Below are 24,875 nucleotides of genomic sequence, written 5' to 3' on the forward strand. Positions count from 1 at the left end.
CCCCCAAAAGTTAGACACGGTTATTTCATTAGGCAGCTTTCTCAAAATGAGTTCGGTACTGTACCGGACTCATTTTTAATTTTGCCTTTAACCGTTTGGTATTGTAGTATTCAACATACTTTTTCAGTTCTTCCTTAAAATGTTCCACACTTTCAAACTCTTTGTAGTACAGAAATTCCGACTTGAGAATGCCGAAGAAATTCTCTATGACGGCATTGTCGTAACAATTCCCTTTTCGTGACATGCTTTGGAGAATGCCACTCGACTTAAGCGCATGGCGATACGGCTTTATTTGGTAATGCCATCCTTGATCTGAATGAAGGAGAAGTTGGTGTTCTTCTGGCAGACGCTTCAGTCCTGCATCCAGCATCTCGGATACCAGAGAATAGGTTGGTCGTGAACCCATGGTATAGGAGAAATTTCCCCGTTGAATAAGTCCAAAATGGGCGATAGATACAGCTTTTCTCCAAATAACTTAAACTCCGTAATGTCCGTCACCCATTTCTCATTTGGCACCCCAGCCGCGAACTGGCGGTCCAGATGATTCGGTGCAATCTTGCCGACGGTTCCTTTATATGACTTATACTTTTTCATGCGAACCAGGCATTGAAGGCCCATCTTCTTCATGAGTCTCTGAACCTTTTTGTGGTTAACTTTCCACCCACGGACTGCCAGTTCATCACGAATACGGCGATATCCGTAACGTCCATCATGTTCCACGTAAATGGACTGGATTTCAGCCCCCAACTCGGCATTCGGATCTGGTTGGTTCATACGCTTTATAAGGTTGTAATAGGTGCTGCGCGGGATACCAGCCAGCTGTACGAGTGCCTTCACCGGATATTTATGCCTTAGTTGCCAGACGGCTTGTGCTTTGTCTTGTTTGGTGATTTTTCCTTGTTTCGAACTAAGGCATTCAACTTTTTTAGATACTCATTTTCCATTTCAAGCTGTTTGATACGTTCTTCGAGTGCTTCGACAGACCCTTGAACTATGGATCGTTTGGTAGACGAATTGGAATTTTTCTTCATGGATGGACGCCCTTTCTTTTTTGGCTCAAGGGCTTCTAAACCGCCTGTCTCCATCTTTCTCTGCCAGGAATACAGCATGGAGAAGTCCGGAAGCTTAAACAAAACAGCGGTATCCATGAGAGAAGCGTCTGATTGAGCCATATGATTGAGTACGTCCAGTTTAAAGCTTACCGGATAATTTGTATAGCCGTTAGTAAAGGCAGGCTCACCATGCATCTCATAGAGCTTCAACCAATATTGGAATTGAGACTTGGTAACGCCCATTTGATTTGCGTATTCTGTCTGAGATAGAAGATCGGAGTCATACCCTTGAATTAATGCCAATTTGCTATCCTTAGTAAATATAGTCATAAAAAAACTGCACCTCCAACTGTTAGATGTGTCTAACAATTGGGGTGCAGTTCATTTACATGTTAGAGAGAAACTTACTCCTGGATGATGGTAATCTCGGCATTCGGATCCAGGCTTCTCACAATGGATTTGAACCTGGGCATCTCCAAAATGTGAACCCGATAGACCAGCTGCCTCGAACCGATGGTGTCGCCATCATGCATAGCGTCATCTTTCGTGTCAGCAGCTTGGGAATCATACCCCATGATGGATTTCATGCTGTGTCTGATTACCGCTTCGCTCACGCTTCGAATCCGGACCTCACGTTTAAGCGGAAGGCTTGAAGTCGTAATACGTCCGGTCTCCAGCGCCATCAGGCAGGCGATCGCAGAGTACATCGCTCGTTCCCAGCCGAGCAGCAGTCCGGCCAATGACAGCACGAATGTATTGACCATGATATGGACGTATGGCAGCTTTAAACGGGTTAGCAGATGTGATATCTGCTGCGGCATCTTGGGCATTTGGAGTGTGTCCAGAACGACGCCGTAACGAAGGCCGAGTCCAATGCCCAGCCCAAGGATAATGCCGCCGATGCCTGCGCTCCCAATCTTGCTGTCAATGAGAGCGGGAACCGGAAAAAACAGGATCGAGCATACAGAAAAAGTAAGCAGCCCGACGGTGGCAATGACGGCTCTTTCACGGTTGGACCTACGGTAGACCAGCAGGAGCAGAGGCAGGTTTAATGCAAACAGAAACATGCCTGTATGAAGTCCCGTCAGATGCGAAGCGAGGGCAGAGATTCCTGTGACGCCGCCCGCGATGATGCCGCTGGGAACAAGAAATAAATCTAAACCGAATGCCGCTATCAGTCCTCCGATGGCAGCCATGCTCATTCTTCTTCGTGTACTTGCCTTATTTACGGCCTTTTGCGGACCGTTCGTTACCCGAACCGGGGCTTGAACCATAGGCAATGTACCCTCCTTTATCCGCTAGCACTTTCATCCTTTAGCTTCGGTTTAACCGGTTTCTTCTCCTTATAGTCTTTAAATTTAATGATTTTGTTCAAAAAGTTATACACATGCTTGGACTCCTTGGTGAGCAGCGGTCCGAGTATCGCCAGTATCAGCACATACAGGGCTGCAAACGGCTGAATGAAGGTTGCAAGTCCGCCCGCTTTACCCATATTCGCGAGAATAATGGAGAATTCTCCGCGAGATACGATGGTCAGACCGATATTGGAGGATGCTTTGGAGGACAATCCCGCACTGCGTCCTGCAAGCATGCCTGCAATAAAGTTACCAAGGAGCGTGATGATCACGGCGATCAGCGATAACCACACAGCTCCGCCAAGCTCGGAAGGTACAATCGTTAAACCGAAGCTAAAGAAGAATATGGCTCCAAAGAAATCACGGAATGGTAATATCAAATGCTCAATGCGTTCACGATGCTCTGTCTCAGCCAGGACAAGCCCGACGAGAAGAGCGCCGATGGCCTCAGCGACATGAATCGTCTCGGCGAATCCTGCGAGCAGGAACAACGCGCCAAAAACAACCAAGGCAAACAATTCGTTCGACCGTATATTTAATGCTTTATTCAGAAGTGGTACGGCTTTACGGCCAAGAATAAGGACAAGCAGCATAAATCCGAGGGCGATCACCGCAGATATCAGTACTCCGCCCAGCGATGATGATCCGCTCAATACGAGTCCGGAAAGAATAGAGATATAGACAGCCAGGAAAACATCCTCGAACATGATAATACCAAGAATCATCTCGGTTTCGGGATTCGCCGTTCTTTTCAGGTCAACCAGCACCTTCGCTACGATCGCGCTTGAGGAGATCGTGGTTATTCCCGCAACAATGAGTGTTTCCGCCACGGGGAAACCGGAAAAGATCCCGATCATCAGTCCAAGCGTAAAGTTAATGGCAATATAGATGCTGCCGCCGACAACGATGGACTTCCCTGATTTGATTAACCGGCCGACCGAGAATTCAAGGCCGAGATAGAACAGAAGGAACAGTACGCCGATGCGACCCATGAAGTCGATGAACGGGGCACTTTCTATAAAACGAAAATCGAATGATCCAAAATGAAAAGCATGAGGCCCTACCGCCATCCCCACCAGAATGTAGAAAGGGACGACGGAAAACCGGAGTTTAGCTGATAGCAACCCCGCCAGGGCGATCAGGAAAATCGCCAGTCCAACTTCTAAAACCAAATGATCCATTCATCAACCACGTCCGTTCATCAAGATTTGTTTAAATAGCCGCTGTTGTTGACGTTCACCGACGACAACGAGTGTCGAGTCCGTCGTAATAATAACGTCAGGTCCGGGATTGATTTGTTTACTGTTTTTATCAACTGTCGCAATGATGGTTGCACCTGAGGCTTGGCGTACGCCCAAATCACCAATCGATTTGCCAGCCCCGTAATAATGGGGCTCGATGCGATACCATTCGATAATCAATTCGTCCAGCGCGATGTCGATCGTTTCCAGCGCTTTAGGTTTATAAGTGAGACCGCCAACGATGGCGGCAATTTGGCGAGCCTCATCATCATCCAGGGAAATCATGGAGATGCTTTCGTCCGGATCGTCATGCTCATAATGGTACATTTCACGGCGGCCGTCATCGTGGATGATAATGACCAGTTTATCGCCTCCGCGGGTATCAATTACGAACTTCTTACCAATTCCGGGCAAATCTGTTTCGCGAACATGCATAGGTTAAAATCCTCCTAAAAATACACTTTTTTAGTTTTTTGCAGACCGGTCACACGGATCTCAAAATATACGCAGCCAAATAAAACAATCCATTCAGGATGAAATTGCACAGTCTTTAATAAACCCATGTGCATACGTAAATCATCACAGGTTGATCGTAGGGTTGCCTGAGAAATGAGAAATTGGGCGAATTTAAGAAACCGCAGTCAGTTTGAATGCGAAAAAGGGGAGGATACTAAACGAACTTCGATGTGTATTTAATGGGGAATAATAATAAAAGCCGGAGTCGAAGCGGAATGATCGGCCGATAAGGCAGACGTGTTTTGGGAGCCTGCAGCATGAGAACGGCCGACATCAATAAGAACAGCGGCAAGGCATTGCCGGCTGCCTTAAGTTTGGAGAGAATTTGCGAGTGTTTCAGAACAGCCGCTTTCAGATGATGGTCATGCTTGTATACATACCGCTCATCATGGGCTTCGCTGCTGTAGTACTCCTGGACGGGAATGTAAAGGGCAAATGCCGTGACCAGAACAAGTACCAGCATCCAAAGAATTCTTGCTGTTTTTAAGAAACAGTTCACGGTTACTCCCCCTTCGTCCCAAGCTTCTATGTTAATCATAACATAAAAATAATCGTTCTCAAAATGAGAACGATAAATTATTTTTGAACACTTTAACAGATTGATTATATTTTTTACATTATATTGAAACGGGACTTGTCTTACTTTTTACGAAGTTTATCGTAATTTTCCGTATCGGGATCGATATCGATTTTCGATTCATCTTTGTCTTCCAAAACGCCAAGGACCAGATCGTCGAGTTTGTCGGTTGCGGCTTGATCCGGACGATCGGGCTCGGGAATAGGGTCAACGCCGGGGAACTGTCCATCATATTCAGGTTTCTTTTTATTCATCAGGGTCTCATTCCTTTCTGGCAATATTTTGGCACAAAAGGATCTGTTATATGTAACGAATAAACGCGGGGGTTGAGAATGAAACAAGGCAAGCGATCATCAGCATGCAATAGTCTTTCTTTTATATTATGTAGCCCTCTATATATCCATCTGCTATATAAGAGATATGCTAGAATGTAGTGGAGGAATATTATACCAGGGGGTAATGTTAGTTATGAAGAAAAAAATGCTGTGCTGCACCATCGCTTTATTGCTTGTGTCCGGTTCGGTTGTTTCTGCTCATCCGGGAAGAACGGATGCCAATGGCGGGCATACCTGCCGTACCAATTGCGAACGCTGGGGTCTGTCTTATGGCGAGTATCATTATCATAACGGCGGAGGGAGCTCTTCAGGCAGCACATCGCCTTCATCGACGCCTAAAGCCAAATCATCGAAGAACAGTACGACAAAATCCGCTGTGCCGAAGCCGGCAGCGCCTGCTTATGCCAAGTCGGGTCTTAAAGTTTTCGTGAACGGCAGCGTGGTGAAGTTTGGCAGTGAGCCGTTGGTGTATAACAACGTCAATTTGGTGCCGCTGCGGGAAATCGCTGAAGGAATGGGAGCTGAGGTTACCTGGAATCGCGAAGCGGCCAGCATTGGCGTGCAAAGAGGCAATCATAAAATAACACTTACGATTGGCAGCAAAACCGTCTTTTACAACGGCAAATCGGAATCCGTTACGGTCGCTCCAAAAGTGATCGACGGCGTGACGTACGTTCCGATTCAGGTGTTTGCAAGAGGCCTTGGTGCTGGCGTGAACTATACCGATCATGATAAAATTCTGAGAATCTCCTTGTAGGAATAAAAATAAATTCTGCTTCAAACGGGTGAATAGAGAGGGGAGAGCATACTTGAGTTTTTTTGATAAATTTAAGGCCGGTGTGTCCGACGCCGGAAACAAAGCCAAAACGTTGGTGGAGATCAATCGGTTAAAGCTGCAAAACAACGGTAAAAAAAGCGACATCGATGAACAGCTTCTGGAAATCGGCAAGGTTGTATTTGCTGCAACCGAAGCTGGGAAGTGGCCGCCTGTTCAGGAAAGTATTCAGAGCTACGTGGCCAAGATTCATCAATTGAATTTTGAAATCGAACAAAATCTGCTTCAAATCGCCAATCTTACGGATGAGAAGGTATGCAGAGGCTGTGGAAACAGCTCCGCTATGAACGCTAAGTTTTGTGCCCACTGTGGCCGTACGTTCGAAGTGATCCAAGTGCAATCGGAAGAGCAGCCTAAAGAAATTCCGCTTCTGGAAGAAGGCAGCGGGCAAGAGGAACCGAAATAATATTATGGGTCTAACTGTCCTCACTATTTTGGGCGGGCCGATCACTTGGAGCGGGAGCTTATTCTTGCATGTGTGTTGTGCCAAACAATAACACGAGCTGTAAAAAGGGACGTCATGGTCCTTGATGTCAGGATGAATGTTTTTGTTATAGATAGAGCCGCACCCTGGTTTGGGAAGACCGGGGACGGCTCTTTTCTTTTTGTCCGGGGTGAAGGAAGCTGCAAAACATTACAGAATGATTATAAAGGTGAGCTAACTCACCATAAAATCGTTATATAGTAATATTAGCTTACTAGCTGAGGGAGTGAGGACATATGCCGATGAACAAGGCCTGTAATGATGAGTTATTTCAACATGGGAATCGAAGGGTGTCAAGGCTGCTTAAAGGTAACGTTCTATTGCTTCCCGTCTGTGTATTTCTGATGCTCCTTGCTGCCGGGTGTAACAAGACGGACTCTGAGGGAGAACATCCGCCGGAGAATCAACCGAAGAGCGCATCCATCAGCATCGTTATTTCCAGTCTCGGGATGACGTTTCCTGCCGGCATGGACGAGAATGACAATCCGTATCTGAATTACATTGAAGAGCGCACGGGACTTGAAATCGGAGTTAATCTTCCGCCGCCTGAGGTATACAACGAGAAGCTGGATGTCATTATGTCCTCCGGCAACTTGCCGGATATGCTTCATACGTATGAACCGGTGTGGTTCGACAATTATGTCAAACAAAAGGCATTTATGCCGCTGGATGAGTTAATCGACAAGCATGGTCCCCATCTAAAAGAGAAAATTCCGCCGGAGGTCTGGGATCGGGTTCGATATGGCGGTAAAATTTATGCGGTGCCAAGCTTGAATGAGGTGACCGGGGCAGAGCTAATGTATGTCCGAAAGGATTGGCTTGATCGGCTTGGCCTGGAACCGCCTGAAACACTGGAGGAATATTACGAAGTCATCCGTGCCTTCACGCTCGATGATCCGGACGGCAACGGCGTGCAGGATACGATCGGCCTTACCCTGACATCGAAGTTGGGCAGGTCTTCCCCGTTCTTCGGCGCCTTCGGCACGCAGCGGAATACGTGGTTTGAACGGGATGGGCAGTTGGTGAACGGAAGTATTCTGCCTGAAACAAAGGAGACCCTCGCGTTTTTTGCCAAGCTGTATCAGGAGAATCTGCTCGATCGGGAATTTCCTCTTAACCTGCAAAATAATCTGTTCGAAAAAATAGAAAATGGCACGGTGGGCCTCTTCTCCGCAGCTTGGTACGACACGCGGGGACCGATTGCGGCCAATATGAGCAAGGATCCGGAGGCAAAGTGGATTCCGCTACCGTATCCCACGGGACCGGACGGACTCAAAGGGGTAGAGGGCAAGGATATTATCCGCGGCTACAATGTCATTCCCGCCGAATCGGTGAAAGCAGCCGAAGTGATTAAGTTTCTGGACTTTATTGCCAGTGACTATAAGACGCTGAAGCTCGGCTTCGAGAACGAAATCTGGCGTTGGGAGGACGGGGCGATCGTGACGGATTTTGCGCTTCACGACAAGCATTTGTACCGTGGAATTTATCAGTCGCTTGTTGATGTGCCGGACCAAATGCTGTTTAAGGAGCGGCTTGACTCACTAGGCGATTTCAACCTATACAACAACTTGCAGATGATTCATTCGCATATAACCCCGAATGCATTTTATGGCGTTCCCACACCTGCCATGACGAAGTACAGCAATAAGCTTAAAAATCTGGAGGACGTGTTTACGAAGATCATTATGGGGCTGGAACCGCTGGATGCCTTCGATGACTATGTGAAGAGGTGGAAGGAAGAAGGAGGAGATGAAATCACGAAGGAAGTGAATGAATGGTACTCCAAACAATGATGTCGGCCGCCAAAGGAGGGGGGACTCGAATGATGGCGTTGATTCGCTGGGTACGGGATCGGTTTTCGCAAAATATTCAAACCCGCTTAACCGGTTATTTTCTGCTGATCCTGCTGCCGCTGGTCATCATCAGCCTGTTTGCGGTGGAACGGTCCCGGGATATTCTGTATGAACAGGCGGTCGAGCGGACGGAGATGGCGCTTTCGTCAGCGATGAATCATTTTGATCTGGCGCTGCAAAACGTGGAGGAGATATCCACCCTGATTGCAAGCGATCCTGGAATGAATGAGCTGTTGAACAAAAACAGCACCAACTTCTCCCCTCATTCGATCGTGGATTTCTCGGATATATTGGATCAGTTATTGAATTCCGTTTCGGTGAACCGGTTTGTATCCCAAATTTCGGTGTATCATCCGGCGTCCAGCAGGTTAATCTCTACTCATTATGGCGTCAAAGAGCTGACGGGTGAGACGCAGCGGGAATGGCTTGTCGAAGCTGCCCGGAGGAACGGAACTGGGATTTCCTACGTGATGTCGGAATCCCCAGTGGCGGAGGGTATCACTTTTGGCCAGATGACGAATACGGACAGCGTCTCCTTGATTCGTGCGATGGACCTGTACAACAGCGAGCGGCAGTCGAATCTGCTGGTGGTGTCCTTTAACAAGAGCAAGCTGTTAAATATCATCAAGACGCTGCTTCCCTCCGAGAACAGCCGTATCGCCCTGTTGAACGAAAAGGGACAAGTGGTGGTGGAGACAGGCAGAGTGCATGAGGATAACATTTCCGACAAGGATATGACCGTAGCGATTGACTCGGATTACTCCGCATGGCGCCTCGCGCTGGTTCAGCCGAAAAGCGAGCTGTACAAAGAGACTGATCAGCTGCGCCTGTTCACGGTTGCGATCATCGGGCTGAGCATCCTGCTGGCCATCATTATTTCATGGGTGGTTTACAGCGGAATTGCCTCCCCTGTGTTGAAGTTGTCGCGTGGGATGAAGCGGCTCAGCAGCGGGGAGCTGAATATTCATGTCGATACCAAGCGGAAGGACGAGTTCGGCTTTCTCATTCAGTCGTTTAACAAGATGGCCGTCGTACAGAAGCATCTGATCGAGGATCATTATGAGCAGCAGCTGCGATTAACGACTACCGAGCTGAAGTTTCTGCAATCCCAGATCAACCCGCATTTTCTATACAATACCCTCGATTCGATTTACTGGACGGCCAAAAACTACGATGCGGATGAGATCAGCGAGATGGTGATGAATCTGTCGAAGTTTTTTCGGCTGAGCCTAAATAAGGGCAGGCAGGTGTTCACGATTGAGGAGAGCATCACCCATCTGCACTACTATTTACGAATTCAGCAGCTTCGTTTCATGGACAATTTCACCGTGGATTATCACATTTCGAAAGAGAGTAAGGATGTTCCGCTCCTCAAGCTCCTGCTCCAGCCTTTGGTGGAAAATGCCATCATTCATGGCATGGAGGGTAAATCCTCCGGAGGGAGCCTGGTCATATCCAGCAGGATCGAAAAGGGGCAGACCGTGGTTATTAGCGTACAGGATAACGGGCCGGGGATTAAGGAAGAACGACTGCGTTATATCCAGCATGAGCTGGAGATGATGAGTTCGCGAAGCGTGCCGGCGTCTTCTCAGGATGAAGAGCATGTGAAGGATCTGTTCGGTCTTCGGAACGTGCTGAGCCGAATGAAGCTGTATTATGGGAAGGAAGCTCAACTCACGGTTCACAGTGTCTCAGGCGAAGGCACAACTGTCACGATCTCCATTCCACTGGATCGCTGCAAGGAAGTTAACCTGAAGTAGGTACTCATATATAGATCGCTCGAAAGGGAGGACCTGAATGAATCTCATGATTGTGGAAGACGAACCCCGGCTGCGTAATGCACTGGCTTACAATATCCCGTGGGACAAGCATGGAATTGAAGTGGTGGGTATGGCGTCCAACGGTGTCGAAGCCCTTGAGCTTGTAAGTCGGAAGAAACCGGATATAATGCTGATCGATGTGCAGATGCCTGAAATGGATGGATTGACGCTCCTTGGCGAGCTTCGAAGCCGGCAGGATATCAGCCGATTGACGAAAATGATCATTCTGAGCGGACATGACAACTTCGAGTTTGCGCAGCTGGCGCTGGAATACGGGGTGTCCAAATATTTATTGAAGCCCGCCGGCGAGGAGGATATTCTCGAAGCGGTCCTTGAAGCGAGGCAGCAGCTACGGGAGGATTTGGAGCAGTGGCAGCGCAAGGCGGCGTTGGAACAGAAATGGAAGGACAATCTTCCGCACTTGCAAAATCTCTTTTTTATTCAATGGGTCAGCGGTAAATATACAAAACCGGATGTTCTTAATAAGAGCAAGGAATTATATATTCCGTTGAAGGAGGACGACCGTATTGCGGTAGCTGTGGTGGACCTTGACCCGCTGCCGGAGTGTGAGACCCGGTTTCAACGGGGGGATGTCGAGCTGCTGCAGTTTACGATGCAGTGCCTGGCCAAGGAGCTGTTGTCCCATCCCTCTCTCTGGATCACGTCGGATTCCGGCAGTATGCTGCTGATGGTGTGGATCGTGGAGGAAAACCAAGACGCCAAGGAGGCTATGCTGCGGCTGAATGCGGATGTATCCAAGCTGCTCTCTCAGACGAGGGAAGTGCTGAAGTTAACGGCAAGCGCAGGCATCTGTGCATCCATCGGGACGATCGAGGAGATGAGTCTCTTGTATGCGCAGGCCTGCCGGGCGCTTCAGGAGCGCGTCGTGTATGGACACGACCTTGCGATTCCTTACCGGGAGCAGCTCCAGCGGGATATCCAGGGCGTGATCGTGCAGCAGAATCTGGAGAAGACGCTGGAGATCGCGCTGGAAACGGCCGACGAGACGAAAGCGCTGGAGGCGCTGAAGGGGTTATGGGAAGAAGCCTTCTCCAGATCCGAATCCTCGGACGAATTTCATGAGGCGGTTCTGTACATGAACAGCTTCTTTACCCGGATGATCCAGAAACAGGGCTGGACGGTAAAAAAAGTCGTCGGCGAGGATATCGAATATTTTCATAACGTCAAGCTGCTGAGCACCAAAATGCAAACCTGGTCGCTCTTGGAGCGCACGGTGAAGCATATCGTCTCCTTTATGAGCGAGCAGCGGAAAACGACGAGCAATCAGGTGGTGAAAGATATTCTGAACCTGCTTGAAGAGGAAATGGATCAGGAAATTACGCTGCATACGGTGGCGGACCGGCTTTATGTCAATTCTTCCTATCTTAGCCGGCTGTTCAAGCAGGAAATGGGGGTTGTCTTCTCGACCTATGTGCTGGAACGCAAAATGGAGCGGGCCAAGTCGCTGCTGCAGGAAGGACTTAAGGTGTACGATGCCGCCCGGCTGGTCGGGTACCGCGATGTCAGTTATTTCACCAAGGTGTTTCGGAAGTATTGGGGGGTGAATCCGGGGGAGTTTAAGGGGTAAGGGTGTGGGAGAGGCTGTACGGCACTATTGCACACATCTGAAAGTCCGCTGCGCGGTCGTATCGTTCTCCAATCTCTGTTGTCGCCGAATTTTCAGAATGATGATACAGCAGAAGAAATTCAGCTCCAGCCTATGCTTTCGATGCGAGTAGGGGAAGCGCAGCGCAGCAGAGCGCGCGCAGTTTACATAAACAAACCAAACGAGCCGTTCGGGGCATACATCCCGAACGGCTTGTTTGCTTTTACTCCCAGCCTTAACCATCGGCTGGACGGAAGTAATCACCCGCGCAACATGGTTGAGGCTAGGTTAGGCCAAGCTCGGAGCGGAGCAGCGTGGGCCTTGCTTGGCGATGAAGCACGGCAATGCCGTGTGCTTCGAATGCCAACTTCATTCCTGAGCCAAGCTTCAACGGAGCAGGCGGAATTGTTCTGGAGAAGCGGCAGCGGTCCCCTTTATTCCCGGATTTCAACATGGTTTTATTCATTCAGAAGAAATCTGGGGGTAACAGGGATCGGAAGAACAATCCGTATGCGGAGTGATGAACAAGCATCTTGATAATGAGTCAATGGTTTGTGCTGACTCATGTCCACGATTTTATGTTCTGATCGTCACAAGTTAACACCCCATGAAACACCCACCGCAACCTCATGGCACAATTACTGACGTCCATGCCCCAACACAACATCATATTACCATAAATAGTAATGATCCTCGCCTACTCAGTCCCTGCGCCGGGAATTACAATTTGTAGTAACCAAGGAGATTGAATCAATAGAAAGGGGGAGACGAGTCGATGAAACCCACGCTAGAACCATCGCCGGCACCGTATAGAGAGATGAAGAAAAAACGAGGGTACTGGGGCCGTTTAGGGTCGGACATATGGAAAGAGTGGGATCTTTATTTGCTGCTCGTACCGGGCATCTTGTTCATTTTGCTGTTCAAGTACACGCCGATGTACGGCATAACGATTGCATTTAAGGATTTCAACATATTCACCGGATTTGCCGACAGCCCGTGGGTGGGATGGAAGCACTTCGAGAAGCTGTTCACGTCGCCGGATTTTGCTCAGGTATTCAAAAATACGGTCATCATCAGCTTCCTGAAAATCGTGATCTTGTTTCCGCTCCCCATCATTATCGCCCTGATGCTCAATGAGCTGAGGAATATGGTATTTAAGCGCACGGTGCAAACCGTCATCTATCTTCCGCATTTCTTGTCCTGGGTCATCGTCGGCGGATTGTTTATCGATATCCTCTCAACAAACGGAGGAATCGTCAATAAAGTTTTGGTATCCCTAGGGATGGAGCAGATTGCTTTTTTCCTGGATAACAGCGTGTTCCGAGGCGTGCTGATCACCTCGGCAGGCTGGAAGGAAACGGGCTGGAGCACCATCGTATACTTGGCAGCGTTTACAATGATCGACCCGATGCTGTATGAAGCCGCGAAGATCGACGGGGCCGGACGATGGAAGCAGCTGTGGCACATTACGCTCCCGGGGATTGCCCCGATTATTGTCCTGATGTTTATCCTGCGGCTCGGAAACGTGCTGGAAGCGGGAACGGAACAGATTCTCGTCATGTACAATCCGGTGGTGTACCAGGTATCGGATGTCATTGGAACCTATGTATACCGGCAGGGTCTCGGGAACCAGGATTACAGCTTCTCGACCGCGGTTGGCTTGTTCGAAGCCGTTATATCCTTCACATTGGTCATCATGGGCAATGCCATGAGCAGAAAATACTTACAGCGCGGGATCTGGTAAAGAAAGGGTGGCGCAAATGGATCACAAAAAAGCTTTGGAAGGAACAAACACCACCCGAGGTGTCATCCAAACGTCGTTTTCGGAGAAATGCTTCTCGGTATTCAATTATACGTTCTTCATCATGATGGGCTTAACGACCCTGCTGCCTTTCATGAACCTGATCGCGAAATCCTTGAGCAGCGAGGGAGCCGTCATATCGGGTCAGGTTGGGCTGCTCCCGGTCGGGGTTCAATTCGAAACGTACAAGTACGTGCTGCAGGATTCCATGTTCTTGAATTCGCTCAAGGTATCCATTTTTCTGACGATCATCGGAACAGCTTGCAGCTTGTTTTTGACCACCCTGACAGCTTATCCGTTGTCCAAATACCGGTTGCGGGGACGGAAAGGCCTGCTGTTGATTTTCGTATTCACGATGCTCTTCAGCGGCGGACTGATTCCGACGTACCTGCTCATGCAAAATTTGAATCTGGTGAACTCCTTCCCGGTGTTATTCCTGCCGGCGATGGTGAACGTGTACAACATGCTCATCATTAAAAACTATTTCGAGGGGCTTCCGGATGAGCTGGAAGAGTCCGCCAAGCTGGATGGCGCGGGGAATATCCGTATCCTGGTCTCGGTCATTGTACCGCTCTCGCTTCCCGTTATGGCAACGATCGGATTGTTCTTTGCGGTTGCTTTCTGGAATGACTATTTTGCGGCGATGATCTACATTACCGACCCGGCGATCAAGCCGATGCAGCTGTACCTGAAGGAGCTGCTGGTTTCGTCCAGCGGGGACTTCCTGAAGGATAATGTCGACGCCGCGATTAATGCAACACCTCAGTCCATACAAGCTTCCTCGATCCTGCTGGCAACGATCCCGATTTTGCTGGTGTATCCATTCCTGCAAAAGTATTTTGTTAAAGGCGTGCTGGTAGGTTCGGTTAAAGGTTAGATTCATCAGAGCTTACTTAATAAAGGTGGTGATGCGCTTCGTATTGTCAGATGGCAGAATTCATTGAATTTCTCAATCACAAGGAGGGTTATCCATGATCAAGATTAAAAAATCCGCGGTACTGGCCGGGATTCTCGGATTCACGCTGGCGCTGTCCGGATGCGGCGGCGGGGGAGGCGGCACGACGGACACGCCGGCGGCTCAACCATCGGACACACCGGCAAGCACCCCGAAGGATGAGGGGAACAAAGACACAACGGCTGAAAAACCGGGTCTGCGCATGATCATGCAATATGGATTGTTTGATCCGAAGACTGAGTATGTGGCCAAGTACATCCAGGAAAGAACCGGATTCAATGTGGAATACGAACTGCTGCCGGCAGAGAACGCGGATGAGAAGCTGAACCTGCTCGTATCCAGTAAAGATAACTATGATTTGGTGAAATTGAATGCACTTCAGTTCTACAATCTGGCCTCTGCAGGAGCGCTCGAGCCGATCGATGAGCTTCTGGAATCCCACGGCAATTATATTAATCAATCCATTAAGCAGGAGTCCTTCGGCAGTGCCACCATCGACGGGAAGATTTACGGCATTCCCGAGACTGGGGCAGGAGTAAGTATCGGCGAGGCACTGGTGGTCAGACAGGATTGGATGGATGAATTAGGACTGTCCATACCGACGAACGCCGATGAACTGTACAATGTGCTCAAAACGATCAAAGAGAAGAAGAATGTTATTCCACTCACAGTGAGCAATAAGGCTCCAGCTATCTATGGTAACATTGCCGCAACATTTGGCGTTTTCACCGATTGGAAGGAAGTCGATGGCAAATTGGTGCATCGGGCTGAACTGCCTGAAATGAAAGAATATCTTACTTTTATGAACAAACTGTACAAAGAAGGATTGCTTGATACCGAGACTCCGATTAATACCGCACAGAAATCCATTGAAAAATTCTCGGGTGGTAAAGCTGCGATGTATGAACTGCCTTGGTGGAGCGCCGGGACAACGATTGAGGCACTGACGAAAAATTTCCCGGAAGCAAAAACATCCATTATCCCTTACCTGAAGGGCAAAGATGGTAAGGCTGCTATTGGAGTTAAAACGAATACAACTTGGTATGTGGCTATCCTGAAATCTTCGAAGAATAAGGAAGCTGCCATGGATTTCCTCAATGCGAAGTTGGAGCCTGAGACATTTAAAGGCATAGCCCTTGGTAAGGAAGGCGTACACCATGAAGTTAAGGATGAGAAATACTATCCGATTCTGCCGATATTTAACGATGAACTGAATAATGCAAGCAACTTCCTAACCGGGGTAGATGAAGAAAAGTATCCGATCTACTGGCAAGCACGTGTACGTAAAGATCCTGTTCTTCAGGCGCATTTCGAAGAGTATCAGAAAAATGCCGAAGGAATTATGGTTGTAGATCCTATGTCGACAGCTCCGCCTATTGATGCCGTATCCAAAAACCAGCTGAAATTGTCTACTATGCTCGATGACAATGTGCTGCAATTCATTTCCGGAGCGAAGCCGATTGATGCTTACGATCAATTCCTGGCTCAGTGGAGAGCCGAAGGTGGAGCCGATATGGTGACCGCAGCCAATGAATGGTTTCAATCCACGAAGTAAATGATTCATTTGAAAAAGCAGTCTGCGCTGGCGGCTGCTTTTTCAAAATTCGTAAAGGGGGTGACCGTTGAATTTCATATTCACGTGATCGTTCATTCTGAATAGGAGAAAGGTGGTAATCATTTGATGTATCGTTTATTTCGCAGGCGAATCGCGCTGTTTCTCAGTCTGTCACTGATCGTTTCTTTCATTGTTCCGGTTGGGTCTTCCGCGTTCGCGGATAACGAAATTCCTCCGGTTCAAAGCGCGGCTCCCGAACCGGTTACCCTGGTCTCCCAAGGCGGAGAGAGTCTGGAGTTCACGGATATCAACGTGGCTGGCGATACGGTGGAAGGGAAAAATGATTATTTGGCGCTGTATACCAGCGGCGTAGCGGTCACGGGTTCCGTATATAAAGATGAGGTATGGGTGCCTACGCTTCATGTCGCGGTCTCTGTGGATGCGAGCGGCATTGTCCAGAATGTGGTTGGACCGAACGGCGATCCTCCGACTTCTTGGGATCCGGGAACATTGCTTCCAATTCCGGCCGGTGGTTACGTTGTAGTGGCTGGCGGCACCCATGCGTGGGATCAATCCGTTTTTCAGAAACCTCTCTTCAATCATAACAAAACGGGAGATACGGTAAAGCTGATGCGGGCGGGCGAAGAAGTGACAGCGGCTGATTTCCTGCCGGAGCAGCCGGGGCCGGGTCCAGGGCCGGATCCGCTGCCACCCGAGCTGCATCTGATTACGCAAACTGATACGACTGTGGATATTCCGGTCATTGAGATAGCGGGTTTTGTGGCGAATTATGCCGCGGATCAGGATTTAAGCGTAACGGTTAATGGCGATGAAACTGCGATTACGGCGGAAGGCATGTTTCGCACGAATGTTTATTTGGAGCCGGGCCCGAACAAGGCTGAGGTGAAACTGTTTAAGGGAGATGGCGAACTGGCAGTCCAAACACTGAATATCGTGTACGAACCGATCGAGAACCAGGATTATATTGAAGTCGAAGCGGCACCGAAGGATATTACGATCGACATTGAAGGTCCGCGGAAGAAGCTGGACTATGTCGACAAGGATGTCACGGGCGTGCCAAACATCGTGGCGATTTTTACAAGAGATTACGGCAATTCCATCACGATTCCTCAGACCAATGTCGCCGTGCAGGTGGATGCCAACAACCGCGTATTACGGGTGATCAATCCTTCGATCAACGGGAAGCCGCCTGTATGGACAGGGCCGACCGAGCTTGAAATTCCCGAAGGCGGTTATGTGCTGATGGCACAGGATAACAGCTACGCAGGTAATAACATCAAGCGCTATTTGGCCGAGAATTTTAAGGTCGGGGATATGATCAAGCTGCGGAAGAACGGGGAAGTGGTTCAGGTACGCGATATCATGAGCGGCAATGGTCTTATTGCACGGCTCACGCTGGATAACCAGATGATGTACACCGTAACGGAAGGCAGCACCGCCATCACGGGGCGCATCGACAACATGGACGACATTACCGCGATCAAACTTCTTGTGAACGGTATCGAGGTTCCTTTTGAAGCGGATGGTACCTTCACGCATAACTACACGTTAACAAACGGCACCAATTATATCGAAGTCAAAGTAATGAAAAATGACATTGAGCAGGATGTGCGTCATCTTGCGGTGTTTGCAAGACCTGATTTCTCCCCGGAAAAAGAAGTCATTCTCTGGGTGGACCAGGCTTCCAATGTCAGAAAGTTTAAAACGAGCGAGGATGTTTTGGCATTCTTGCAAAAAGCCAAGGAAACGGGCGTTACCTCGGTGGCATTTGATGTGAAGGGCGTTGAAGGTTATGTCTCTTATAAAAAGAACGATTTGACGGGCAGACCTTATGTCAGCGAGATCAAGGCACCTGAAAAAGCAGGCGCAAGCCCGGATTTGGACCTCCTGCAGGAGTTTATTGATCATGGTCATGCACTGGGATTAGAGATTCATGCGGCGATCAACGTGTTTGCCGAAGGATCGATCGCCCATAACGAGTATGCGGTTCTGAACGATCACCTCGATTGGGAGGAACGTGTATATTTCGCGGAGAACAACGGCGAGATCAAGCGACTGCGCGAGAGCAAAAAGCAGGGCCTGGTAGCCTTCGTCAACCCGTCCAATGACGAGGTTCGCAATTATCAGCTTCGAACATTCGAAGAAATCATTAAGAACTATGATGTGGACGGCGTTGTCCATGACCGGAGCCGATATGACAACGAGGGGGCCGACTTTAGCGACGAGACCCGCGTGAAGTTCGAGCAGTTTTTGCAGGCCCGAGGCAGGCAGCTTAACCAATGGCCAAACGATATCTTTTACTATGAAAACAATGTTCGGGTATACGGTCCGCTGATTCAGGACTGGTGGGAATTCCGCTCGGGGACGATTCAGAGCTTTTTCGCCGAAGTGAAGGATCTGGTGGATTCCTATGAAGTTTCAACAGGCAGAAAGATCGAGGTATCCTCTTATGTTGGATCCTGGTATGAAACGTATTATTTGAACGGCGTGAACTGGGGCAGCAAGAACTTCCGGTTCAATCCCGCGCTCGGCATGCCGGACGAATCGGTGTATACGCCGGAATACTATCAAACCGGGTATATCGAGTATTTGGATTTTCTGATGATCGGGGCTTATCAAACCACCAGCCAGGAAATCCAGAAATATATAACGCTCGGCAATATCGTAACGAACGGTGAAATTCCGCTGTATGCAGGCATTGCCATGAACAATGTGCAGGCACCGGCCGTGCAGCGCGAAGTGTTCCAGGCGGGGCTGAAGTCCACGAACGGACTGATGCTGTTTGATGCATCCCAGGTCAACTGGCCGATCGCGGCGGCTGCTCTCCAAGATAAGGAGTGGGTGAAGGATTACCAGCTCGGCATGAGCTTGCCGGGAAGTCCGGATTCGTTCCTGGAAGGCAATTTCTATAATATCAACCGGATCGAGGGCAACGTCAACGTGATGACGGAAGCTTTCGGATACTCCACGGGTACGAACCGCTTCGGGGTTGAAGTGGTTGTGGATAATACGGGTCACGTGACGCGCGTAGTCAACCGGAACCAAGCGATCAACTGGAGCTGGGGAGCGCCCGAAGAGAATAACAGCGTTATTCCGCAGGGAGGTTTTGTCATTTCCACCCTGGACCCGTCAGGCACAAGAACGCTGCGTCAGCTCGTTGCCAATGCCTACAATACCGGGGATCAGGTTCGTTCAGCCGTATTAAGCGGGCTGATGGATGACGAGGGCAAAGAGACGCGCGACAGTCAGCTTGCGTTGAAAGGGCTTGTGGAAGTTCTCGGGCCCGGTAATGCAACTGTCAAGGTGAACGGCGCCGATGCGACTCTGTCGGCGAAAGGTGAATTTACAGCTAATGTGCCTCTGCAAACAGGCGTCAATTCGATTACCGTAGACGTGTTCGTTGACGAATTCAAAACCAACAGCAAGACGTTTGAGGTCATCCGGACTACTACAGGAGACGGCGGATCCGATCCGGGTACTCCGGGCGGAGGATCCGGTTCACCCGGTGGAGGATCGACAACACCACCTCCTAAACCGTCAGAGCCAGAGCGGTTGAGCATCAAGAAAGAGACAACACCGGGCGGTGGGACGGTTATCGTAGCGGATGCGAGCGAGAAGGGCATGCTCAGCGACGTGGCACGGCTCAGCAAGCTGCCGGCGGCTTCACGCGTGCTTACGTATTCGGTGGCCGACGCTTCGGATTCCGTCGTTCTTCACTTGCCGGTTCAAGGACTGAGTGCTGCCGTGAAGGACCTGCCGGGGGGCTCCATCGTGCTGGAATCCTCCCAAGGCCGATTGGAAATTCCGCTGCATTCGCTGTCGGAAGCTTTACAACAACGGGGTACGGCGGAAAGTCTGCAAATTCGCGTTGGTGTAGCTTCAAAAGAAGAAGAGGATCGGGTAAAGGCAGCGTTGGAGGCAGGAGCCTCCAAGCTGGATGCGTCACTTTCCATAAACTTGGCTTGGAAACAGGGGGATACGTTATCTGCGTTGCCGGCGCTTAAGGGACCTTACGCTAAGTTTACCAAGGTTCTATCCAGTGTCGTCAGCCCATCCCAAACGACGGTGCTGCGGATGGATCCGGCATCCGGCAAGCTGGTCTTCGTACCGGCACTCATTCGCACGTCGAAAGGCAAATCCGAAGCGGAGTTTAAGTGGAGGGAGAGCGGGGCCTATTCCGTAGTTTCCCATGCGAAGACGTTTGAGGATTTAAGCAGCCATTGGGCCCGCGAGGACATTACGCTGTTGGCCTCGAAACAATTGATCGAGGGATTAAGCGATACGCGTTTTGGTCCAAACGAGGCGATCACGAGAGCGCAGTTCACGGCGATGCTCGTCCGTGCGCTCGGATTGAAGGATCAGGGAGATCATGCGAGCTTCCAGGATGTGAAGGCAAACGATTGGTATGCAGCCGCAGTCGCTACGGCAGTGGAGCATGGGCTGATCGAAGGCTTCAGCAATGGTACGTTCCGTCCGAACGAGGAGATCACCCGTGAGCAGATGAGTGTCTTGCTGCTCCGTGCACTGAAGCTTGCCGGTGCGGATCTGGAGACAGGAAATACGGACACCAATTTGGAAGGGTTCAAGGATCGCGAACGCATTGCGTCCTGGTCCGAAGAGGCCGTGTCGGCCATCGTCAAATCCGGGTTGATGGAAGGACGTTCTTCTGACCGGTTCGTTCCGGAAGCCCATTCTACCCGGGCTGAGGGAGCGGTCGTATTAACTCGAATGCTGCAAATGGCTGAATTCATTAACCGTTAAACGCAGAAGACCCGTTCGTTAATAACGAACGGGTCTTTGTTGTACGTAAGGCTTTTGAAGTAACGTAGCAGTGAACTTGAAGTGCTACTTTTTTTGAAGAAGTCGCACTGGTCGCCCTGGGGTAGGGGAAATCCTCATAACAGCTTCATGATCCATCGTGGAATGTAGAGAATAACATCAAATATGAGAGTAGTGGTTATCTCCATTCGCTCCAATTTTGTTCTTCCGGGCCAGTAAATCTTTTTCATATGATGAACCTCATTTCAAGTGGATTTGTTGGACTCGTATCGAATCAAATTCTTAAAGATAAATACGCAGGGATTAAATGGAAGTTCCAGTGAATAAGAGGTAGTATATGTACAAGCCAAGTGTGAATTTTGGAATGCGGAGTTCCCAGCAGAAGAAAGCGTGAGTGAAATGGAATTAGAAGTTCAGGAGGTAGCGGAATGAGTAGAGATTGGCATGAGGATATGGAGTACTGCAATAGGCTAGATGACAAAGGCCAGAGTTTTATTTCGCCGGAGGTTTTAAAATACTGGCTCCAGCAAGCAGATGAAGAGAAAAAACGTGCAGATGAACTCAGTAAAGCAGTAGAAGAAGCCATCGAAATTTGTGAGCAGGTGGAGGACTCAAATGACCCGTTAGAGCTCCTTGAACAAGTGCTGATTCAATTGCAATTGGTGGCGTCCTTCCAAGGGAGGAAAAAGCATTATGCATAATAGTTAGCAATTGATAAATACAATACCCCGTATCCTTGGTCGGGGTGGCGTTATATGGTAATATATCCCTACAGACAGTTATATCATAATGGGGGTTATAAGGTACAGTATGATGAGCGGTCAGGTTGGTGTTCCTGAATCCGCATATGTAACCATCCTTGGTCGGGTACCTGTCCATATTTATAGAGCAGATACATAGCTTGAACATCGGTTAAAGGAGGCTGAAATGGGACAAGAGAATGAAATTCAAGAGCTTAAAGATCGATTGAATGCAGTGGAGCAGCAGTTGGAGAAGAGATCAAGGGGATTCAAAGCGCTTCGAACAGGCGTAATCATTATACTTGTTATTTTTCTGCTTTTGACACTTATTGGGATAATCCAATTTGTGAGTAGTGGTTAAAAGGCTGCCACAGGGTGGTCTTTTTCTTTTTCTGAAAATTAATCAAGCATGCGGATCGGGCAGCTCCTGAGCAGGATTTTTAGCCAATCAAAGACGTGTAGATGCGATTTGTCGAAGACTTTGAAAACAAATCCTACAACGTCAAAAATGGGATCATCAACGGCCTGCAGTCTGGTTTCCCTGACCTTGATGGCATCACGTAAGGACTGCAACGGAGTGATCTGATCATCGTAGCTGCGCGACCATTCGAGGGGAAGACAGCCTTCGCATTGAACGTTACTCAGAAAGTTGCCAAATCTACTGACGAAGCAGTGGCGTTGTCCAGTCTAGAGATATCAGAAGGTCAGTTCGCAAGACGGTTGGTGAGCTCCGAAGGGCAAATTATCGCCAATACAATCAACAATGGTGATATGCACGGCTCTGATTGGATCAAGATGGCTGAAGCGGTAGGAGTTCAAGGAGAAACCAATATCTTCTTGGATAACTCTTCTGGGATCAGCAGTCATGATATCTGCTCCAAATTTCGTAGACTGAAAAAGCAGCAGGGGCTCGCACTGGTCATGATTGCCCCGTTTTTTCAAAGTGGCGACTTTGCAAATCATCTACGATAACGACGGCTGACAGATAGTTAGAGGTTTTCGTGCTCCGTGGCTGGTCGAAGTCCACAAGAAAAAGGAGGGCCGAGCAAACATGGAAGTACGAAACGAAATCAAAAGGGTAATCGGAGACCTTTAAATGAAGGTAGAGTTCGTCGATAACGAAGCAACTGCTGCAGCTTACCGGTATGCCACCGAAGAGTTAAAGACGGTGGGGATATGAATCGATACGTATGAGTTGACCACTCAACGAAAACGGGGCTAGCTATATTGGACCCGAACGGTAACGTATTTATGAGGATCGAGATACAAGCGGACGGTGCGTTAGATGCTGCATGGATCAACGATGTAATTGTACGGACACTCCAGTTAATCATGCTACCCGATAAAGTGGCCATCGAAGGATTCTCTCATGGGTCGACTGGTTCGTTTGTAGGACGATAGTATGCAATAGGTTGTGCAATCCCCGTATCGGACTGCATGACGAAAGCAGAATTAAGTCGAAGTAGCACCTACCCAGCTCAAAAAATTCGCTACTGGGTTGGGGAAGGATCAAAAGAGGATTAGATCTTGCCTATATACAAACGTTGGATGGTATGGGAAGGAAATCTCATGCATTTAATAAATGAAATGACCCCCATATCCTTGGTGGGGCGGGGGTTAATCGGTAATATATTCCTCTCTATAATTATATCGTAAAGGGGATTGAGGGTAATGGCGATGGCATGGGGACAAGGAGAGCTCTTTCCAAAAGCAAATGAAGAGGTGCACAAAACTCCTGCTCGGAAAATATAAAGAGATGACGATGCCCTTAGCAGGATTTTGAAATAATCGAAGAAAATTTAAAACAATTGGCCATCGATGGTGAAGCTGCTCGCCGCAACGATCAGGAAGATCTGAATGCTGATAAGACGGCCAACGCTACGATTCTGATTGAAAAGCAGCGTTGGGTATATCAGAGATATCAGTTTTATACACATCAGCTCCGGAGGGCATTCGACTTGATCCAAGGTGATGATGAAAGGAAGGCTGTCGGCTTTTTTGAATGTGACTACATATTTTAAATTCTATTGAATAAAAAACTTTAGAATTTTGTAGTTATAAAGTGAAAGCCTCTTCAGAGAAAAAACGGCTTTGCTTATTTTTTTCGGTTTTTAAAATAAATCATGAAAGAAATTATAATTAGCAATATTCCTATTCCTATGGTGATATTACTTATATTCCAGATAAAATTAGGAGTGCTCAAAATTAAATATTTTAATTCGTTAGTATTAGTATCTAGTTTTAGGTAAAGTAGTATTTTTTCAAATAAGCCAATAACAACGATGAATATACCTGATAAAAAGATATTTGAGATATCTCTCAATTATAACTGACCTCCTTAGTTATTAAGATAAACCCAACCTGGTAACAGGTTGGGTTATTTATACTATTTTACTTTAAGACTATACCCCATATTCCATCTGCTTCACCAGAAGAAAGTTTAATAGGTGATTGCCCCCATACATCCTTAGTTCCTAATCTTTCATAGACACCATTGAAAATTCCAGCATATGTTATTGTTCCAACAGATACTTTATATCTAGGAGTGAATTGAAGATATCCTATTTCCCCTTTTGGAATGCTCCAACCATATGAATAGGTAACGGTAGCAGATGTAGACCAAGTAAAAGAAGCACCCATCTTAATATAATTCTTGTCTCCACCTGTTACGTTACTACTATAGGATTCAGTAGTTGTTTTACCATCTGCCTTATTTATTGTACAGTGAGTAGCGCTGTATTTACAGTCAATATCTGGAGTCATCTTTAATGGAGTTCCTAAGGAATTATAATTATTGGATTCTGTATAAAAGTCCATATTAATATAAGACAATGGGGTAACAGATTGATCTTGAAATGGTGATGATCCCGCAAGAATATTTTTTTTAGAATAATCGAGTGAATCGTTCAATAAATTTCTGTATTCCTCTAGGCTAACCTCAGATCCATCAAGATTGAATGCTTCGACGATGAAGGTATCATCTGTTTTATTATAAATAGCTGGTTTTCCATCTTTATCGACCAAGATATAATTTTCAGAATTATCATTAACGACATCGGCGTATGTGACATTATTAGATGCCACTCCAGAGAACAAGAATGTAAAACAGAGAGTTAGAACTAGTGTGATTTTAGACTTCATTTAGTAGACCTCCGAAATATAGATTTATTATTTGAAAGCTGCGCAGCAATTCAAAATAACCACCCAAATTATACTAATAATTTGAAATCATTACCATGAATATATTTGAATTAAAGCAATTAAATGTTAAAGTATTAAAAAATATTATAAAAAAGTAAAATATATCTTTTTACTTTATGTTATTTTTTATGAAGTAAATTAAGAAAGGT

The 24,875-nt window shown here is 47.9% G+C and carries 20 protein-coding genes and 1 pseudogene; 14 read left to right on the forward strand and 7 right to left on the reverse strand.

Going from position 1 to position 24,875, the window contains the following annotated elements:
• Positions 1-28: 28 nt before the first annotated feature.
• The 6 genes and pseudogenes from MKX98_RS08915 to MKX98_RS08940 form a co-directional block, all read right to left on the reverse strand.
• Positions 29-1,382 (reverse strand): annotated as a pseudogene (locus tag MKX98_RS08915) (IS3 family transposase).
• Between the two features lie 74 nt (positions 1,383-1,456).
• The gene (locus MKX98_RS08920) at positions 1,457-2,326 is read right to left on the reverse strand and encodes a YitT family protein (RefSeq protein WP_339224369.1); all 870 of its coding nucleotides are present in this window, start codon (positions 2,324-2,326) and stop codon (positions 1,457-1,459) included.
• Positions 2,327-2,343: 17 nt separating this feature from the next.
• Positions 2,344-3,588 carry a cation:proton antiporter gene (locus tag MKX98_RS08925; protein WP_194541559.1) on the reverse strand — a complete coding sequence of 415 codons (1,245 nt, stop codon included), beginning with the start codon at positions 3,586-3,588 and terminating at the stop codon, positions 2,344-2,346.
• Between the two features lie 3 nt (positions 3,589-3,591).
• Positions 3,592-4,083 (reverse strand): cation:proton antiporter regulatory subunit, encoded by a 492-nt coding sequence (locus MKX98_RS08930; protein WP_339222665.1) that lies wholly within the window; start codon positions 4,081-4,083, stop codon positions 3,592-3,594.
• Between the two features lie 235 nt (positions 4,084-4,318).
• Complete coding sequence (locus MKX98_RS08935) at positions 4,319-4,663, reverse strand: hypothetical protein (RefSeq protein ID WP_339222667.1); 345 nt, start codon at positions 4,661-4,663, stop codon at positions 4,319-4,321.
• A 140-nt stretch (positions 4,664-4,803) separates the two neighbouring features.
• Complete coding sequence (locus tag MKX98_RS08940) at positions 4,804-4,995, reverse strand: hypothetical protein (RefSeq protein WP_071222831.1); 192 nt, start codon at positions 4,993-4,995, stop codon at positions 4,804-4,806.
• A 214-nt stretch (positions 4,996-5,209) separates the two neighbouring features.
• Here MKX98_RS08940 and MKX98_RS08945 point away from each other — a divergent pair, with 214 nt between their 5' ends.
• The 14 genes from MKX98_RS08945 to MKX98_RS09010 all read left to right on the forward strand — a co-directional run bounded on the left by MKX98_RS08945 (position 5,210) and on the right by MKX98_RS09010 (position 23,546).
• Positions 5,210-5,833 (forward strand): copper amine oxidase N-terminal domain-containing protein, encoded by a 624-nt coding sequence (locus tag MKX98_RS08945; protein ID WP_339222669.1) that lies wholly within the window; start codon positions 5,210-5,212, stop codon positions 5,831-5,833.
• Positions 5,834-5,885: 52 nt separating this feature from the next.
• Positions 5,886-6,317, forward strand: a complete 432-nt coding sequence (locus tag MKX98_RS08950) for a zinc ribbon domain-containing protein (RefSeq protein WP_339222671.1) — start codon at positions 5,886-5,888, stop codon at positions 6,315-6,317.
• Positions 6,318-6,631: 314 nt separating this feature from the next.
• Entirely contained in the window at positions 6,632-8,188 is a 1,557-nt protein-coding gene (locus MKX98_RS08955; RefSeq protein ID WP_194541563.1) for an extracellular solute-binding protein, read from the forward strand.
• 29 nt (positions 8,189-8,217) lie between these two features.
• Positions 8,218-10,008 carry a sensor histidine kinase gene (locus tag MKX98_RS08960; RefSeq protein ID WP_339222673.1) on the forward strand — a complete coding sequence of 597 codons (1,791 nt, stop codon included), beginning with the start codon at positions 8,218-8,220 and terminating at the stop codon, positions 10,006-10,008.
• A 37-nt stretch (positions 10,009-10,045) separates the two neighbouring features.
• Complete coding sequence (locus MKX98_RS08965) at positions 10,046-11,656, forward strand: response regulator (protein WP_194541565.1); 1,611 nt, start codon at positions 10,046-10,048, stop codon at positions 11,654-11,656.
• Between the two features lie 27 nt (positions 11,657-11,683).
• Positions 11,684-12,211: a hypothetical protein gene (locus MKX98_RS08970; RefSeq protein WP_339222675.1), complete on the forward strand. Its 528-nt coding sequence runs from the start codon at positions 11,684-11,686 to the stop codon at positions 12,209-12,211.
• Positions 12,212-12,449: 238 nt separating this feature from the next.
• Positions 12,450-13,418, forward strand: a complete 969-nt coding sequence (locus MKX98_RS08975) for an ABC transporter permease subunit (RefSeq protein ID WP_220686096.1) — start codon at positions 12,450-12,452, stop codon at positions 13,416-13,418.
• A 16-nt stretch (positions 13,419-13,434) separates the two neighbouring features.
• Positions 13,435-14,352: a carbohydrate ABC transporter permease gene (locus MKX98_RS08980; protein ID WP_194541567.1), complete on the forward strand. Its 918-nt coding sequence runs from the start codon at positions 13,435-13,437 to the stop codon at positions 14,350-14,352.
• Between the two features lie 94 nt (positions 14,353-14,446).
• Positions 14,447-15,985 (forward strand): extracellular solute-binding protein, encoded by a 1,539-nt coding sequence (locus tag MKX98_RS08985; RefSeq protein WP_220686095.1) that lies wholly within the window; start codon positions 14,447-14,449, stop codon positions 15,983-15,985.
• A 126-nt stretch (positions 15,986-16,111) separates the two neighbouring features.
• Positions 16,112-20,767, forward strand: coding sequence for an S-layer homology domain-containing protein (locus tag MKX98_RS08990; protein ID WP_220686094.1), 4,656 nt, complete (start codon positions 16,112-16,114; stop codon positions 20,765-20,767).
• A gap of 446 nt (positions 20,768-21,213) precedes the next feature.
• Positions 21,214-21,486 carry a hypothetical protein gene (locus tag MKX98_RS08995; RefSeq protein WP_194541570.1) on the forward strand — a complete coding sequence of 91 codons (273 nt, stop codon included), beginning with the start codon at positions 21,214-21,216 and terminating at the stop codon, positions 21,484-21,486.
• Positions 21,487-21,712: 226 nt separating this feature from the next.
• Positions 21,713-21,886, forward strand: coding sequence for a hypothetical protein (locus MKX98_RS09000; protein ID WP_181469968.1), 174 nt, complete (start codon positions 21,713-21,715; stop codon positions 21,884-21,886).
• Positions 21,887-22,113: 227 nt separating this feature from the next.
• Positions 22,114-22,497, forward strand: a complete 384-nt coding sequence (locus MKX98_RS09005; protein ID WP_233355166.1) for a DnaB-like helicase C-terminal domain-containing protein — start codon at positions 22,114-22,116, stop codon at positions 22,495-22,497.
• An 836-nt stretch (positions 22,498-23,333) separates the two neighbouring features.
• Positions 23,334-23,546 carry a hypothetical protein gene (locus MKX98_RS09010; RefSeq protein WP_194541571.1) on the forward strand — a complete coding sequence of 71 codons (213 nt, stop codon included), beginning with the start codon at positions 23,334-23,336 and terminating at the stop codon, positions 23,544-23,546.
• A 370-nt stretch (positions 23,547-23,916) separates the two neighbouring features.
• Here the strand turns inward: MKX98_RS09010 and MKX98_RS09015 are convergent, their stop codons facing one another.
• Entirely contained in the window at positions 23,917-24,666 is a 750-nt protein-coding gene (locus MKX98_RS09015; protein WP_339222680.1) for a hypothetical protein, read from the reverse strand.
• Positions 24,667-24,875 lie beyond the last annotated feature (209 nt).

The organism is Paenibacillus sp. FSL W7-1332, assembly GCF_037969785.1.
Lineage (GTDB): Bacteria > Bacillota > Bacilli > Paenibacillales > Paenibacillaceae > Paenibacillus_AQ.

What these genes read in the sequence shown, in the direction of transcription:
- MKX98_RS08920 (WP_339224369.1), bottom strand. Translation starts at nt 2,326, where the DNA reads ATGGTTCAAGCCCCGGTTCGGGTAACGAACGGTCCGCAAAAGGCCGTA.
- MKX98_RS08925 (WP_194541559.1), bottom strand. Translation starts at nt 3,588, where the DNA reads ATGGATCATTTGGTTTTAGAAGTTGGACTGGCGATTTTCCTGATCGCC.
- MKX98_RS08930 (WP_339222665.1), bottom strand. Translation starts at nt 4,083, where the DNA reads ATGCATGTTCGCGAAACAGATTTGCCCGGAATTGGTAAGAAGTTCGTA.
- MKX98_RS08940 (WP_071222831.1), bottom strand. Translation starts at nt 4,995, where the DNA reads ATGAATAAAAAGAAACCTGAATATGATGGACAGTTCCCCGGCGTTGAC.
- MKX98_RS08945 (WP_339222669.1), top strand. Translation starts at nt 5,210, where the DNA reads ATGAAGAAAAAAATGCTGTGCTGCACCATCGCTTTATTGCTTGTGTCC.
- MKX98_RS08955 (WP_194541563.1), top strand. Translation starts at nt 6,632, where the DNA reads ATGCCGATGAACAAGGCCTGTAATGATGAGTTATTTCAACATGGGAAT.
- MKX98_RS08960 (WP_339222673.1), top strand. Translation starts at nt 8,218, where the DNA reads ATGATGGCGTTGATTCGCTGGGTACGGGATCGGTTTTCGCAAAATATT.
- MKX98_RS08965 (WP_194541565.1), top strand. Translation starts at nt 10,046, where the DNA reads ATGAATCTCATGATTGTGGAAGACGAACCCCGGCTGCGTAATGCACTG.
- MKX98_RS08975 (WP_220686096.1), top strand. Translation starts at nt 12,450, where the DNA reads ATGAAACCCACGCTAGAACCATCGCCGGCACCGTATAGAGAGATGAAG.
- MKX98_RS08980 (WP_194541567.1), top strand. Translation starts at nt 13,435, where the DNA reads ATGGATCACAAAAAAGCTTTGGAAGGAACAAACACCACCCGAGGTGTC.
- MKX98_RS08985 (WP_220686095.1), top strand. Translation starts at nt 14,447, where the DNA reads ATGATCAAGATTAAAAAATCCGCGGTACTGGCCGGGATTCTCGGATTC.
- MKX98_RS08990 (WP_220686094.1), top strand. Translation starts at nt 16,112, where the DNA reads ATGTATCGTTTATTTCGCAGGCGAATCGCGCTGTTTCTCAGTCTGTCA.
- MKX98_RS08995 (WP_194541570.1), top strand. Translation starts at nt 21,214, where the DNA reads ATGAGTAGAGATTGGCATGAGGATATGGAGTACTGCAATAGGCTAGAT.
- MKX98_RS09000 (WP_181469968.1), top strand. Translation starts at nt 21,713, where the DNA reads ATGGGACAAGAGAATGAAATTCAAGAGCTTAAAGATCGATTGAATGCA.
- MKX98_RS09015 (WP_339222680.1), bottom strand. Translation starts at nt 24,666, where the DNA reads ATGAAGTCTAAAATCACACTAGTTCTAACTCTCTGTTTTACATTCTTG.